Origin of the sequence: Paenibacillus sp. FSL H7-0756, assembly GCF_038006765.1 — a bacterium.
GTDB lineage: Bacteria > Bacillota > Bacilli > Paenibacillales > Paenibacillaceae > Paenibacillus_AQ.
The window spans coordinates 3,531,131-3,545,180 of record NZ_JBBOVT010000001.1 but is presented as its reverse complement, the minus strand read 5'-3'; the positions used below and the strand labels follow the sequence as shown (position 1 = coordinate 3,545,180).

Here is a 14,050-nt window from a genome sequence, read left to right as displayed (position 1 = left end):
TCATTCCGCTGCAATTGCGCAGTCTATTACTACCAGTTATGCCGTAAAAACGGAAGCTTTCCAGGGAGAATTCCCCTTTTCCACTCTAGCAGCATTGGACCCGGAAATAGCAAAAGAGCGGGAAATGCTCCCGCTCCAAAGGACAAGCTTATTTCATTTAGAGGATGATGGCAATCAGGCCGCCCGAGCCCTCGTTGATAATCCGGCCCAGCGTTTCCTGCAGCTTGTAGCGGGCATTGTCCGGCATCATCGCGATCTTGCCCTGAATGCCCTCGCGGACTATGGAATGCAGGGACCGGCCGAAGATGTCGGATTCCCAGATTTTGATCGGGTCATTCTCAAAGTCCTGCATCAGGTAACGGACCAGCTCTTCACTCTGTTTCTCTGTACCGATGATCGGCGAGAACTCTGACTCGACATCCACCCGGATCATATGGATCGACGGTGCCGTAGCCTTCAGCCGGACTCCGAAGCGGGAGCCTTGACGGATCAGCTCAGGTTCATCCAGCGCCATTTCGGCCAGCGAAGGTGCAGCGATGCCATACCCCGTGGTCTTAACCATTTCCAGCGCTTCCGAGAAGCGGTCATATTCACGCTTGGCGTGTGAGAAGTCCTGCATCAGCTGGAGCAGGTGATCCTTGCCGCGAATCTCGACCCCGACTACCTCCATCAGCACCTGATCATACAGCTCTTCGGGAGCATAGAGGTCGATCTCGGCTACCCCTTGGCCCATGTTCATGCCGCTGAGGCCTGCCCGGTCGATGAAATCATATTCGGTGAACTGGGAGACCAGGCGGTCCACATCACGCAGACGGCGGATATCCTTCACGGTATCGCGGACAGAATTCTCATAGCTGCTGCGCAGCCAGTGATTCTCGCCCAGCACCATCACCCAGCTCGGCAGATTAACATTAACTTCATGTACCGGGAATTCATACAGCACTTCACGCAGCACGCCGGTTACATCGTCCTCGGTCATATTCGCAGCGCTGAGCGTCATCACCGGAATATCATATTTGAGGGCAAGCTCACTGCGGAGCTGCTGGACTTCCTCACTGCGCGGCCGGGTGGAGTTGATGACCAGCACGAACGGCTTGCCGACCTCCTTCAGCTCTGCGATCACGCGCTCTTCGGAATCGACATACGAGCTCCGCGGAATCTCGGCAATCGTACCATCCGTAGTGACTACCACACCTAGAGTCGAGTGTTCCTGAATGACCTTGCGTGTCCCGATTTCAGCCGCTTCCTGGAAAGGAATAGGTTCCTCGAACCAAGGCGTCGAGATCATGCGCGGACCATTCTCATCCTCATACCCTTTTGCGCCTTCCACTGCATAGCCCACACAATCGACCAGCCGGACGTTAACCTCCAGGCCTTCGGCCACCTTAATCTGCACCGCATTGTTGGGTACGAATTTAGGCTCGGTAGTCATAATAGTTTTGCCTGCCGCACTTTGCGGCAGCTCGTCGACCGCTCTTACGCGGTCTGCTTCACTGGTGATGTTCGGCAGAACAATCGTTTCCATGAAGCGCTTAATGAATGTCGATTTCCCCGTGCGAACCGCGCCGACGACGCCAAGATAAATGTCTCCGCCGGTACGCTCGGCAATGTCCTTGAAAATATCCACTTTTTCCAAAAGAGATCCCCTCCTCATATTACTCCGAAGAAAAAATGCCTGAAGAGCATCGACTTCGCGTTCCGCCGGCAAACTGACCCTTGCAGGACAACCACCGGACTAAGCTTTGCCCGCCCGAAGCCTAGCTTACTTGCCTGAGGCGAAGCAAGGTTGCCCCGCGCTAAACTCCGAATGCTCGGACATGCATTTGGACTAGTATCATCATATGTATCCGTAACGGATTTATGACCAGCGTCCGCGCATTTTTGCATCTGAAATTTCGTGTACCCCATCTAGCTCGCCACTGCGTCAAGACACCCGGAAGTCTTCTCATCAAGTCTATGAGGGCGGCCTGCGGCCTAGAACTACTATCCTTCTGAGACTCCCCATAGCAAAATAGCAAAAAAGCAGCAATCCCCCACTCGGAGAACTGCTGCCATAATTCATAACAGTGTATTGCTATTCCTGCGGAGCCTGCGGGACCGGACGGCCGTCAACCCACAGATAAGGGAGTGACTTGACGGGAACATAATAAGAAGCCTGTGTAAGCTCCAGCCTCAGGTCACGCTCTGCCGCAGGCGCACTTCCGTTCTTATCGATGGCCGAGGAGATATCCGCGCCGTAATTCACATAGACCGTCCCGCTGCTATCCATCAGGAATTCTAGCGGCTGCCCCGAATATACGCTGCTTAGCTTGATCGTCCCGGTTCCAGCCCGCTTGGTATCAATGGACACAAGGCCCGGATACAGCTCCTCTCCTGCCGGAAGCTTCCCGCCGTGCGCAGACTTATAGAGGTTCACCTTACGCTGAATATCGTTGACCTTCTGCACGGTCACCAGGTCCATCAGCTTGACCTGAGGGTCCGTCTCCTCATCCAGCACCAGAAAATGGGCGCTGCCGCCCTTCTCAAACGCTGCCGCCGGAATCTCATCCAGGTATCCTTCCTGCTGCAGCTTATTCAGGTCAATTACGAATTTCTCGTATCTGGGCGTGGCCTGATCGCTGGTCAAGATCGGCAGCAGCCCCTTCTGCTCCTGATAATCATCGACCGCCGCCTGCACCCGCTTCACACTCTCGCGGTAACTGCTGCCGGGCTGCTGCTGCTCCCGGGGATACATGCAGCCGCTTAGAGACAAGAGCAGCAGAACAAGCAAAGGCAGCAGAATAGCAGACCTGTTCCGCCTCTGCCGGAGCTTCACCAGATGCATCGAGTCCATTTGCAGGTCTCCTCTCTGTTCGCTTACGGTTGCAAATGTGCCGGGAGTAGCCTTCACCATAAATCCTCCGTTTCGCCACGGCGCGCCGCTTCCAGCCTGCGGCGTACAGCCGCCTTCAGCGGGTCCTCGGGAATATACACCCTGACATCGCCCCATACGGCGGCCTGACAGGCCAGACGGACGCCTTCATCGAGCAGGCTGCCAAGCTTGCGCTTCTCCGCCTCCGCAGGAGGTCTGAGTGCCCCGGCCTCCGCACGCTCCACAGACACTTTGCACATCATGCACCCCGCCTTCCCCCCGCAGCGGGTAGGCAGGACAATTCCGGCTTTGCGCACAGCCTCCAGCAGCGATGTACCATGCTTGACAGAAGCTGTGCGTTGTTCCGGAAGGAAAGTGACCGTTATTTGTGATTTCGCATTCATCTTACAGCCTCCTTCCCTGCATTCAGGTTATATACGCATAGATTCAGTGATCCCCAGCAGCTCGTCCAGCCTAGGCTGGAGGCCGGCGGCTTCCAGATGATTCTCCTCAAAGAGCTGCTCCAATAGCGGCAGATGACCGGTTATATCCCGCTTAACCAGCTCAGCAATAGCCCGGCAGCGTTCTTCCCTGCCGCGCAGCAGATTGAAGATCAGCTCGTGGACAAGCGGCATCAGGGCCAGCTGTCCGCTCCCTTCGAGCGCATATATCGGAGCATAGGGCTGCAGCTTGCTGATATCCACTGAATATTGCCCGGAGCCGCCGCCGATCCTGAATCCCCCCACCAGCTCAACCTTCACCTCCCCGATGAAGTAGAGTCCGCGCAGAGAGTAACAGCCTCCGCTATAATCCTCTTCCGGCGCACAGACCGTGTATCTCAGCAGTGCCTGATGAAGCTGTGCGGCATCCTCCAGATCACAATAGAGGTCAATATCGCGCGGTGCAGCACTCAGCTGAACCCCGTGCAGCAGCAGACCACAGCTTCCCCCCAGCAACCACACCGGCGGCTTACCCGGCCCGATACAATCCAACTCCTCCGCAATACTGCCCAGTGCCGTCTCCAGCGCATAGGGAACTCCTGAACCGGCCATCAATCTACACACGCCCCATTCCTGTAAAATCAACTAACGATTCTGTCAGAAATACGTCTGCCTGATTATAATGTAAATGCTTACATAATTGAAGCGGCCCCGCCCAAAACTCCGATCAGCAGGATGACAAAAGCAATGACCGATAAAACAGCTCTAAGCAGTCCCTTCGTCTTGCTGCGTGCAAAAGTAATCAAAAAAACGGATAAGCCCATAATCAGTACCGCAATCAGAGACAGCCACATTTTTGTCATCGGGTCCATAGGTCATGCGCCTCCATTTCACTTTTCCCGGATTGCGACTATTATAGCGTGAAATCGGTCATTTTTTAAGTATTAATTTACAGATCAGCCCCTGCCGATGGAAAAAAAGAGCATCAACCACGGAATCAGCTTACCTTCCGGAGTTATGCCCAATCTGAAAAAGAGCCATCCCGGCAGGAATGGCCTTACTTCACGGATATGCTATTTTTTCAGCATCATTTTCATTAAAGACTCCATCGTACCGGAACCGGCGCCGCCTTTTTTAACAGCATTGACGATCTCCTGTACGGTAGCCTCGCTGACCGGCACTTTAGCCATAGCGGATACCTGTTTAATTAACTGGCGGAGCTGGGCTTCATTCTGTGTGGTGCCCGGCTTAACCGTACCGGCCAGCTTTTTGATGGCACCTTCCGAAATGTTTTTGCCCGTCTTCTTGTTGATGGCGTTCAAAGCATCCTTGGAAAAATCTCTGCTCACTGTTCATCCCTCCTCCGTCAATCCCCATTAACAACATATGAGATATTCAGGCAAAAGGTGAACGTGATCAGGAATGCCACTGCTCCCAGGTCTCCTGGGAAATAGCCTCCATCTCCGTCTTGCGGTCACGGCCCATCAGAGCTTCCACGGCATTACGCGGTGTTCTGCCCTTGAACAGCACATGATAAATCTGATCGGTAATCGGCATCTGTACGCCCAGCTTCAGCGAGATTGCATAAGCCACCTCCGTCGTCCGGATGCCTTCGACAACCATCCCCATCGAGTCCAGCACATCATTCAGCGGCTGGCCCTGGCCCAGCATAGAGCCCGCACGCCAGTTCCGGCTGTGCTGGCTCGTTGCCGTTACGACCAGGTCACCGAGTCCGGCAAGGCCGGAGAAGGTTAAGGGATTCGCTCCCATCTCCACACCGACCCGGGAGATCTCGGCCAGGCCGCGGGTAAGCAGCGCCGCCTTCGCGTTGTCCCCGAAGCCCAGCCCGTCGGACAGCCCTGCACCCAGCGCGATAATATTCTTCAGTGCACCAGCCAGCTCTACTCCCAGCTGATCCCTGTTGGTATACACACGGAAGTCATTGTTAATGAATAGCCCCTGTGCCGCCTTGGCACGGCCCTCATCCGGCGATGCCACTACGACCGTAGTCGGACAGAGCCGTACCACTTCTTCCGCATGGCTCGGCCCGGAGAGCACAACAATGTCACCTTCGCCGCAGCCCAGCTCTTCCGAGATCACTGTGGACATCCGCTTCATGGTCTCGGTCTCGAAGCCCTTCGTGGCGTGAATGCAGAGCATGTCTTCCTTCCAGAATGGCTTAAGGCTATGCGCCACCTGACGCATTCCGGAAGAAGGCGCGACAATGACTACCGCCTTCGAACCGGAGACAGCAGTCTCCATGTCCGTGGTGGCAATAATATTCCCGGGGAGCTTGATTCCCGGCAGGAAATGATGATTCGTATGTGTCTCATTAATCTCGGCAGCCTGCTCAGGCTTTCGCGTCCACAGATAAACCTCCGAGTGGTTAGCCGCCAGCACAGTAGCCAGCGCAGTTCCCCAACTGCCCGCGACCAGCACGGTTACTTTATCAGACAACGCGATTCCCCTCCTTGGCTTTGGAGCCGATTTTGTTCTCACGGCCCTGCGAGATCTTCACGATATTGCTGCGGTGACGCCAGAAGGCGAACACCACGATGATCAGACTTCCCCATAGCTCCGGGGTTGTATGCTCGGTGAACAGCAGAAACACCGGTGTAAGCGCCACAAAAATCAGCGAGCCCAGTGAGACGTATCGTGTAAGTACAATAGCGAGAATAGCAATCACACCGGCAATCAGGGCAGGCCAGAATACCAGCGTAGCCATCACGCCAATCGTTGTTGCAATCCCTTTTCCCCCGCGAAAGTGAAAATAGACCGGCCAGTTATGTCCGATGATGGCAGCGAGACCGCAGACCACTGCGACCCAGCTTCCCCATCCGCCGGCCCATGTGCCAAGCCAAACTGCGGCAATTCCCTTCAGTACGTCCAGAAACAGCACCAGTATGGCCGGTCCCTTCCCCATCACACGCAGCGTATTGGTCGCTCCCGCATTGCCGCTTCCATATTGGCGGATATCAATGCCCTTAAGCAGCCGGGCGAGCAATACACTGAAGCTGACGGAGCCAAGCAGATAGCTTATAACGATTACCAGAAGTTCAAACGCCACTACTCTTCTCCCCTAACCTTCGTTCTCGGATTTGCGCCGTGTAAAGAGGCGGATCGGTGTACCCTCGAAATTGAATGCTGCGCGGATCTTGTTCTCCAGATAACGCTCATAGGAGAAGTGCATCAGCGAAGGATCATTGACGAATACCACGATGGTGGGCGGCTTTACAGCAACCTGAGTTACATAGTTAATGCGCAGACGGCGGCCTTTGTCCGTAGGCGGAGGATTGATCGCCACGGCATCCGACACCACATCATTCACCAGATGGGTAGTAATCCGCAGGGCGTGCTGTTGGGCCACATGCTGTACGACAGGCAGCAGCTTCTGCAGACGCTGTTTGGTAAGCGCAGACAGGAATACCACCGGAGCATAGCTCATGAACAGGAAGTGATCGCGGATGGTGCGTTCGAAATTCTGCATCGTCTTGTCGTCTTTCTCAATGGCATCCCATTTGTTAACGACAAAGACGGAAGCCTTACCTGCATCATGGGCATACCCGGCAATGTGCTTGTCCTGGTCGATGATGCCTTCTTCACCGTTGATTACAACGAGTACAACATCAGCGCGCTCAATCGCCTTCATCGCTCTCATGACACTGTATTTCTCCGTGTTCTCATAGACCTTGCCGCGTTTGCGCATGCCCGCTGTATCGATCAGCACATAACGCTGGCCATCCCGTTCGAACGGCGTATCAATCGCATCGCGTGTAGTCCCTGCAACATCACTGACAATAACGCGTTCTTCACCCAGAATCGCATTAACCAGTGAAGATTTACCCACATTCGGACGTCCGATCAAGGCCACACGGATGACATCTTCATCATATTCCTCATCTACCTTATCGGGCAGGCGTTCGACAACCGCATCCAGCAGATCGCCGATGCCGGTTCCATGGCTTCCTGAAATGCCGATCGGATCACCAATTCCAAGGGTGTAAAATTCATAAATATCTTCGGTGCGCTTCATGTTATCGACTTTATTGATAGCCAGAACGATCGGCTTGCCGGAACGGAACAGAATCTGCGCCACTTCCTCATCCGAACTCGTGAGTCCGCTCTTCGCCTCGCACATGAAGACGATCACATCTGCTTCCTCAATCGCCAGCTCCGCCTGAACGCGGATGGATTTCAGAATAGCGTCTTCTCCGTCAATCTCAATCCCGCCAGTATCAATGACACTGAAGGATTTGCCGTTCCAGTCGGAGACTCCATATATCCGGTCACGTGTAATCCCCGGTTTATCTTCTACGATGGCCAGTCTATCGCCAATCAGCCGGTTAAAGATCGTCGACTTTCCGACGTTAGGCCTGCCGACAATGGCCACTACGGGTCTTGCCATATTCATTCCTCCTGTCTTCCTTACGTTACTCATCATAGCAAAAAACCTTACAATTGGCTAACCGTGAAAAGACAATCGGCGAACCCTCTGATCGAGGGCTCGCCGATTACTTTACCCGTTATGATGAGATAACAAAGGGATTAGTTGTTACCCTTGAATTTGTCCAGCTTGTCGCCGAAACGTTCAGCCAGTGTGAAGCTGAGGCCTTCGTTGCTGAGCGATACGTTAGGATTGTTCAGCACTTCTTTAGGCGCTCTGTCTCTGCTGTTGCTGCGTTCTGGTCTGGCCGAAGGAGCCGGAGCTTCTTCAGTTTCCTTGATGCTCAGGCTGACGCGCTTCTCGGATGGGTTGAAGTCAAGTACTTTCACTTGTACTTCCTGTCCTTCCTTGAGCACTTCGTGCGGAGTACCAATGTGCTTGTGAGAGATCTGGGAGATATGCACAAGGCCTTCAACGCCTGGCAGCAATTCAACGAATGCGCCGAAGTTTACAAGGCGTTTAACTTCGCCTGTAACTACATCGCCGATGTTGATCTGACCAGCTGCGGAATCCCAAGGACCCGGAGCAGCTGCTTTGATGCTGAGGCTGATTTTGCCCTTTTCAGGATCAACCTTAAGTACTTTAACACGAACCTTGTCGCCTTCGGATACTACATCGGATGGCTTCTCTACATGGTTCCAAGCGATCTCGGATACGTGAACCAGTCCGTCTACGCCGCCAACATCGACGAATGCGCCGAATTGAGTCAGGCGTTGAACCGTACCTTCGATGATTTGGCCTTCGGACAGCTCAGCCATAATCTTCTGCTTGTTCGCTTCGAATTCTTCCTCCAGAACTTCTTTGGCGGAGAGAATTACCTTGCTGTTCTCACGGTCAAGTTCTTTCACTTTGACACGCAGTGTGCGGCCCTTGTAGTCGCTGAAATCTTCAACGAAGTGACGCTCAACCATGGAAGCCGGGATGAAGCCGCGTGCGCCAACGTCAGCCACAAGGCCGCCTTTGACAACATCAGCTACAGTAACTTCGAAGGATTCCTGGGAAGCGAAATACTTCTCCAGATCTTCCCATGATTTCTCGCTGTCGATGGCACGCTTGGACAGCACCAGGCTCTCCTTGTTGTCGTTGATGCTGACAACCTTGCATTCCACTTCCTGGCCAACTTCTACCGCTGCTGCAGCATTGTCCAGCTGAACGGAAGACAATTCGCGAATAGGAATAACGCCGTCGTATTTATATCCAATGCTTACATAAGCTTGGTTATCTTCGATTTTGACGATTGTTCCTTTCACGGTATCGCCTTTTTTCAGAGAAATGATTTCCAGACCTTCCTGGCTTGTCACTTCTTCTTCATTGCTGGCAACAACTTCTGCAGATTCCGTTACAGCGGATTCTACAGCTTCTGTCCCTTCTACGGTCTCGTTATTCTCAACGTTATCCGCAGCTTCTTGATTCTTGATTTCTTCAGACATGTGATTACCCTCCTCGATTCAAAACCCCATTTATTTAAACCCGCGTAGAGCAGAGTTCAAAACAATCATTGCTTCGTTAAACCATTTCACTTTGTTGATTAGTATGTTCCAAAAAATAGCGGTTATGCTGTAATTTATAAGCTATTCACGGAAGCAGGAGATTTGGCTCCCGGACTTACCGCGAACTGGGCTTACCGGTACTGATCATTTCATGGATGCGTCCCATAATAACATCGGTTACAGCTTCCAGAGAATCACTTCCCGCACCTTCAAATGCGCTGAGATCAATGGGTGCCCCATATACAACAGTCATCCGGCGGAACGGCTTGTAGGACCCGATAATAGCTGCCGGTACAACGGCTGCGCCGCTGCGGAGCGCGAAGCTTGCCGCACCCTTCTTGGCTGAACCGGAATCGGAGTTCCGCGTTCCTTCCGGGAAGATGCCCATCACATGTCCGCTGCGAAGCGTATTGAGGGACGTCTTAATGGATTCTTTGCTTACGCCGCCACGTTTGACAGGAAAAGCGCCCAATTGCTTAATGAGCCAGCCCAGCACCGGAACATTAAATAATTCCGCCTTGGCCATATATCTTACTTGTCGCTTCAGCTTAATGCCGATCGTCATGGGATCAAGCAGGCTGATGTGGTTCGCGCAGAGCAGGACTCCACCCTCCTTCGGCACATTCTCTCTTCCCACAATCTTAAGCGGGAACAGTATGGCATAAATCATACGAAGCAAGGCCACGCAAATTGCATAAATCATAGATGATTTCTCTCCCCGTCAACATAGGTTCTGCAGTGGGAGACGATGGCTTCCACGGCCTGAAGGATATCCATATCCGTTGTATCGAGAAGTATAGCATCCTCGGCACGGCGCAGCGGTGAAATCTCCCGGCCTTCATCAAGCCGGTCCCGCGCTGCAATATCATGTTCAAGCTGCTGGAGAGTCACTGTTTCCGTATCCTTCAGTTCCTTGTAACGACGGAGAGCACGCTCCTCCACACTTGCCGTCATGAAAATCTTCACTTCGGCATCCGGCAGTACGGTTGTACCGATATCCCGGCCATCCATTACAACCCCCTTGCGGAGCGCCATCTGACGCTGCAAGTGACTGAGTCTGGATCTTACACCCTCAATCTTCGAATACTGCGACACCTGGCCGCTGACCTGAAGACTGCGGATATGCGGGGTCATGTCTTCCCCATTAATCAGCACTTTCTGCACATCTTTCTCCGGCAGAAGCTCAATCGCCATATTCTGGACCTTCCGGTCCACCAGCTCATGATTCTCTGCAGCTATGCCTTCACGAAGCATATACCAGGTGATTGCCCGGTACATGGCACCCGTGTCCACATAAATGTAAGACAGCTCCCGTGCTACCAATCGGGCTACAGTGCTCTTGCCTGCCCCGGCAGGTCCGTCGATGGCGACGTTAATTCGGTCGTTAGTATGTGTATCCTGCCTGTCCAACGGGGCATTCCTCCTCAAACACTCTTCCGCAGAAATACGCCTATCGACATATCTCTCTAGGAACTTGCTGATATTCTCAAGAAAAAAGCAGGCATTGCCTGCGACTTATAAAATTATACCACAGTTTGAACCCCAGTGCAAAATGACATTGAGGTTTTTTAGGGAGAAAAAAGCTGATTTAGGGCCCGTTTGAAGATTCCTGACAGGGAATCAGCGGTTGCGGAAATCGAATTGGCGTTCAAAGCAGTACCGGATAATTTTTTGCCGCTCCGTATCGGAAATGGCCGAGAATTTAACCATGACCAGATTCCGCCCGGTCTCCAGCGGTTTGATCCGTACAATCTCACCTTCGAAATTAACATGCTCAGTGCTTCCGTTCCGGTAGGAGACGAGCAGCCAGCAGGACAGCTTGTCTGCCACCCCTAATGTAATCTTGGCATCGCTTAAGAATGACGTTCCGCCGCCGCCGATATCCTCGGTGCGCACCAGAAACCGGCTGCCCAGAGCATCCTTAACGGCAAGCTCCAGCTCGGCATTGACGCGGAAGAAGCTGCGGCGCTGAATTTTGAAGATGGATTCTGCCTCGGGCTTGCGCAGCCGGACCATCCGGATGACATCTTCCTTGAATCCGAGCACATGAGTATTGAAGTAATTCTTGATGCCGCCCTCTGTGAGAAAATAGACCGACAGCTCGTCACCGACGAACAGCTTTTTAAGCCGGCCGTTGCTCTCCTGCATGGGAATTTCTATCAGGATGCTCTCGTCCTCCATATCAGCAATCCTTGCCCGGTACTGGATCTCAGACTCTGCCGCATCACTGGATGCGACCTGGAGGAATAGATATTCATTGATTTTGGGATACAAACCTGTCACCGCCGCTTGAGTTAGTAATAAATGCTAAACCGATTATAGCACGCCCCTTCATAGCCGGTCAGAATTATTATTAGGTATAAAAAAAAGACGCCCTCCGTTTCCGGAAATGCGTCTTCTGTATTATAGCGGGTATAGCGGAGCTTAGCCGTCCTCTATCTGTCCTGTGCCCCCGAGGAGGTGCGGATCTGTTCCACCGCTTCCTCATTGCCGTCAGCGGCATTCAGATAAATTCTGAACTGTGAGCCGTTTATTTTGCCGCCAAATTCATAGGTCAACAGCTCCACCGCATCCTCATTCTCGATCCAGGCCAGCCGGTTATACAGCTCCTTGAACTCCGGGTTAAGCATCGCTCTGGCTTCAGCCAGGGACAGCTTCGGCTTAGGCAGCACGCGCTTCTCCTTATGCTCATTCACATAGTCGCTTGCCTGAAACCCTACCGCTTCCCCTGTATCCAACCCGACACGAACCGTCATTTTCTCAGGATAGATCAGCACGCCGTCCTGGCTGCTGACGAAGGTCAGATTGCCCAGATTGTCATACCGGTCCGCACTGACTGCGGTCATGCCGTGATATCCCTTCTTCTCCAGGAACTTGCCCGCCTTCTCCACAGCTTGCTTCATGGATACTTTGGCCGGTCCAACCTCGCGGTTGTCATTGTAAGAGATCAGCAGTCCGCCTTCCGCTGTGAAGTCCATCGAAACCGGCTCTTTATGCTCTGCGGAAGTCACAGTAGCTGTATAAGAGGCCCACTCGGTTCCCTTCCCGTTCTCCTGAATCTTCACCTGTGCCTTCCCGCCGAGCCCGGCGAACTTCATCGCCTTGCCCTTGATTTGGTCAGCGGTAACCGGCTTGCCGCCCAGCTTTTTCACCGACCGCTTATCATAGATGCTTGCAACTGAAGGGCCGTAGTCCAGCTCCGGGTATGCCGCTACGCGTTTATCCACGGTTTTGAACCCGTCGATAATCGTATTGTCTTCAGCCTTCTGCTCTGTAGCCAGTGCAGTCTCTACATCCATCCAGCGCAGCTTTTTGCCGATGACCTTGTCCTGAACCTTCTGCAGGTCCCTGGAGATTTCAGACGAATTCTGGTAGAGCGTCTTCAGATTCGCCATCTCCCCCTCAGTCAGCGGCTTCTTGGTGAAGTCACGCACCGCAGCCTTGTAGGAGAAGTTAGCGATTTTGGAGAGAAACTCCTCTGTCTCACTGAACGGCAGCAGCGTCAGCGGCAGCTGGTTAATCTCGTTCTGCGCCTCGCTGGTGATCCGCCATACATTGACCAGTCCCTTGCGGTGCATTCCGTTAGAGGTAGTATTCACCGCAAGCGTATTGCCCAGCTCACCATGAAGCCGCTCCACATGGAAGGAGAGATCATGGAACGCGCGCTGATACTGATTCTCCGCCTTGATCAGAATCGAATTCTTCTCCTGATTCTCCTGATACCCCCAGACGAGCGCTCCAAGCAGCAAGAGTGCGGTAAGCGGGAACATTATGGCACTTAATCTTTTGTACATAGGTCCGCATAGCTCCTTTCAGTAGCTTATTGCCGTTAGTTTGACAATAACTGAGAAGTCTTATGCACTATTTCAAGAATCCGGTCTTCAGGCCCGTTCCTCAATCTCAAAGCCGCTTACACAGCTGCACAGACATTGCTTGAAGCCGGTCTGGACAACCCCTTGCTCCTTGTTCCCTCTTAATATGTAGGTTTCACCGCACTGCTTGCAGACAATCCGAACTTTTACTCGCAAAAAAAGACACCTCTCTCTCCTTTCTGGAATTCCTTGCCTTAAGGAACTGCCCTGTAGGATTAAGTGTGTCCATCTCGATTATAGGTTAACCTCTTCCTCGCGCTTCAAAAAGCGAAACGGAGAACGGCTGTTGGCCCGCGCTACCTTCCCCATGCCTCTATACCATAAAACCGCCATCAGGGGCACGATAAACCAGATCCAGTAGTTAGCTGTCGTGGCGATCAGAAAATCATAGATCCCATGCCACAGCCAGGGCAGGAGCAGTGAAATCAGCAGAATCTTCCGGGTCTTAACCCCGCCGGAGAACTTGGCTCTGCCCATATGGTAGCCCATAATCACGCCAAACATGGCATGTCCGGAGACTGGAAGCAGCGCCCTTAGAATCATGGTGCCGAATGAAGCATTGCTGTACCACGCATACATTACATTCTCTATTGTTGCGAAGCCGAGCGAAATCGCTACGGCATATAGTATTCCATCATAGGGCTCGTCAAATTCGGTATGATTGTAAATCATATGGTACAGCACAAACCACTTCAGGGCCTCTTCCACCCCGGCTGAGATCAGAAAAGAATCCACATAAGGACCACCGCCCAGCCCCAGCACAAGCCCCCTCTGGATAATCATCACCGGCAGCACGATCAACAGGCCAAGCAGGAACACCTTAAGCACCATATGGAGCGGTTCCTGATCATACTTGTCTTTCAGATAGAAAAAAGTCAGCAGCGCAAGTCCCGGTGCAACTGCTGACGAAATGACCGATAACAAAAGCACCGAATAGCCTCCCTTGCGCTTAA

The 14,050-nt window shown here is 52.9% G+C and carries 16 protein-coding genes; all 16 read right to left on the bottom strand.

Features of this window, described 5'->3' with window-relative positions; genetic code table 11:
- Positions 1-157: 157 nt before the first annotated feature.
- The 16 genes from spoIVA to prsW all read right to left on the bottom strand — a co-directional run bounded on the left by spoIVA (position 158) and on the right by prsW (position 14,027).
- Positions 158-1,636, bottom strand: a complete 1,479-nt coding sequence (spoIVA, locus tag NST04_RS15485) for a stage IV sporulation protein A (RefSeq protein ID WP_036727319.1) — start codon at positions 1,634-1,636, stop codon at positions 158-160.
- 438 nt (positions 1,637-2,074) lie between these two features.
- Complete coding sequence (locus NST04_RS15480) at positions 2,075-2,833, bottom strand: DUF3939 domain-containing protein (RefSeq protein WP_341184961.1); 759 nt, start codon at positions 2,831-2,833, stop codon at positions 2,075-2,077.
- A 53-nt stretch (positions 2,834-2,886) separates the two neighbouring features.
- Positions 2,887-3,255 carry a 2Fe-2S iron-sulfur cluster-binding protein gene (locus NST04_RS15475; RefSeq protein ID WP_341184960.1) on the bottom strand — a complete coding sequence of 123 codons (369 nt, stop codon included), beginning with the start codon at positions 3,253-3,255 and terminating at the stop codon, positions 2,887-2,889.
- Between the two features lie 27 nt (positions 3,256-3,282).
- Positions 3,283-3,915, bottom strand: a complete 633-nt coding sequence (locus NST04_RS15470; protein ID WP_341184959.1) for a hypothetical protein — start codon at positions 3,913-3,915, stop codon at positions 3,283-3,285.
- Positions 3,916-3,983: 68 nt separating this feature from the next.
- The gene (locus tag NST04_RS15465; protein ID WP_036698144.1) at positions 3,984-4,163 is read right to left on the bottom strand and encodes a DUF2768 family protein; all 180 of its coding nucleotides are present in this window, start codon (positions 4,161-4,163) and stop codon (positions 3,984-3,986) included.
- A 201-nt stretch (positions 4,164-4,364) separates the two neighbouring features.
- Positions 4,365-4,640, bottom strand: coding sequence for a stage VI sporulation protein F (locus NST04_RS15460; protein WP_036698146.1), 276 nt, complete (start codon positions 4,638-4,640; stop codon positions 4,365-4,367).
- A gap of 67 nt (positions 4,641-4,707) precedes the next feature.
- Complete coding sequence (locus NST04_RS15455) at positions 4,708-5,748, bottom strand: NAD(P)H-dependent glycerol-3-phosphate dehydrogenase (protein ID WP_341184958.1); 1,041 nt, start codon at positions 5,746-5,748, stop codon at positions 4,708-4,710.
- Positions 5,741-6,358: a glycerol-3-phosphate 1-O-acyltransferase PlsY gene (gene plsY / locus NST04_RS15450; RefSeq protein ID WP_341184957.1), complete on the bottom strand. Its 618-nt coding sequence runs from the start codon at positions 6,356-6,358 to the stop codon at positions 5,741-5,743. The genes NST04_RS15455 and plsY overlap by 8 nt, the downstream gene beginning before the upstream one ends.
- 12 nt (positions 6,359-6,370) lie before the next feature.
- Complete coding sequence (gene der / locus NST04_RS15445; protein WP_340752867.1) at positions 6,371-7,696, bottom strand: ribosome biogenesis GTPase Der; 1,326 nt, start codon at positions 7,694-7,696, stop codon at positions 6,371-6,373.
- Between the two features lie 140 nt (positions 7,697-7,836).
- A complete protein-coding gene (rpsA, locus tag NST04_RS15440) occupies positions 7,837-9,165 on the bottom strand; it encodes a 30S ribosomal protein S1 (protein ID WP_341184956.1) in 1,329 nt (442 codons plus the stop codon).
- A gap of 175 nt (positions 9,166-9,340) precedes the next feature.
- Positions 9,341-9,928: a lysophospholipid acyltransferase family protein gene (locus NST04_RS15435; protein ID WP_341184955.1), complete on the bottom strand. Its 588-nt coding sequence runs from the start codon at positions 9,926-9,928 to the stop codon at positions 9,341-9,343.
- Positions 9,925-10,635 carry a (d)CMP kinase gene (gene cmk / locus NST04_RS15430; RefSeq protein ID WP_341184954.1) on the bottom strand — a complete coding sequence of 237 codons (711 nt, stop codon included), beginning with the start codon at positions 10,633-10,635 and terminating at the stop codon, positions 9,925-9,927. The genes NST04_RS15435 and cmk overlap by 4 nt, the downstream gene beginning before the upstream one ends.
- Before the next feature lie 210 nt (positions 10,636-10,845).
- Entirely contained in the window at positions 10,846-11,499 is a 654-nt protein-coding gene (locus tag NST04_RS15425; RefSeq protein WP_341184953.1) for a flagellar brake protein, read from the bottom strand.
- A gap of 161 nt (positions 11,500-11,660) precedes the next feature.
- On the bottom strand, positions 11,661-13,019 hold the full coding sequence (ypeB, locus tag NST04_RS15420; RefSeq protein ID WP_341184952.1) for a germination protein YpeB: 1,359 nt from the start codon (positions 13,017-13,019) through the stop codon (positions 11,661-11,663).
- Between the two features lie 87 nt (positions 13,020-13,106).
- On the bottom strand, positions 13,107-13,253 hold the full coding sequence (locus NST04_RS15415) for a hypothetical protein (protein ID WP_179090427.1): 147 nt from the start codon (positions 13,251-13,253) through the stop codon (positions 13,107-13,109).
- Positions 13,254-13,331: 78 nt separating this feature from the next.
- Positions 13,332-14,027 (bottom strand): glutamic-type intramembrane protease PrsW, encoded by a 696-nt coding sequence (gene prsW, locus NST04_RS15410; RefSeq protein ID WP_340752861.1) that lies wholly within the window; start codon positions 14,025-14,027, stop codon positions 13,332-13,334.
- Positions 14,028-14,050: the final 23 nt, after the last annotated feature.

Excerpts from the sequence above, each read along its gene's own strand:
- NST04_RS15480 (WP_341184961.1), bottom strand. The coding sequence starts at position 2,833 with ATGGACTCGATGCATCTGGTGAAGCTCCGGCAGAGGCGGAACAGGTCT.
- NST04_RS15475 (WP_341184960.1), bottom strand. The coding sequence starts at position 3,255 with ATGAATGCGAAATCACAAATAACGGTCACTTTCCTTCCGGAACAACGC.
- NST04_RS15465 (WP_036698144.1), bottom strand. The coding sequence starts at position 4,163 with ATGGACCCGATGACAAAAATGTGGCTGTCTCTGATTGCGGTACTGATT.
- der (WP_340752867.1), bottom strand. The coding sequence starts at position 7,696 with ATGGCAAGACCCGTAGTGGCCATTGTCGGCAGGCCTAACGTCGGAAAG.
- rpsA (WP_341184956.1), bottom strand. The coding sequence starts at position 9,165 with ATGTCTGAAGAAATCAAGAATCAAGAAGCTGCGGATAACGTTGAGAAT.
- NST04_RS15435 (WP_341184955.1), bottom strand. The coding sequence starts at position 9,928 with ATGATTTATGCAATTTGCGTGGCCTTGCTTCGTATGATTTATGCCATA.
- ypeB (WP_341184952.1), bottom strand. The coding sequence starts at position 13,019 with ATGTACAAAAGATTAAGTGCCATAATGTTCCCGCTTACCGCACTCTTG.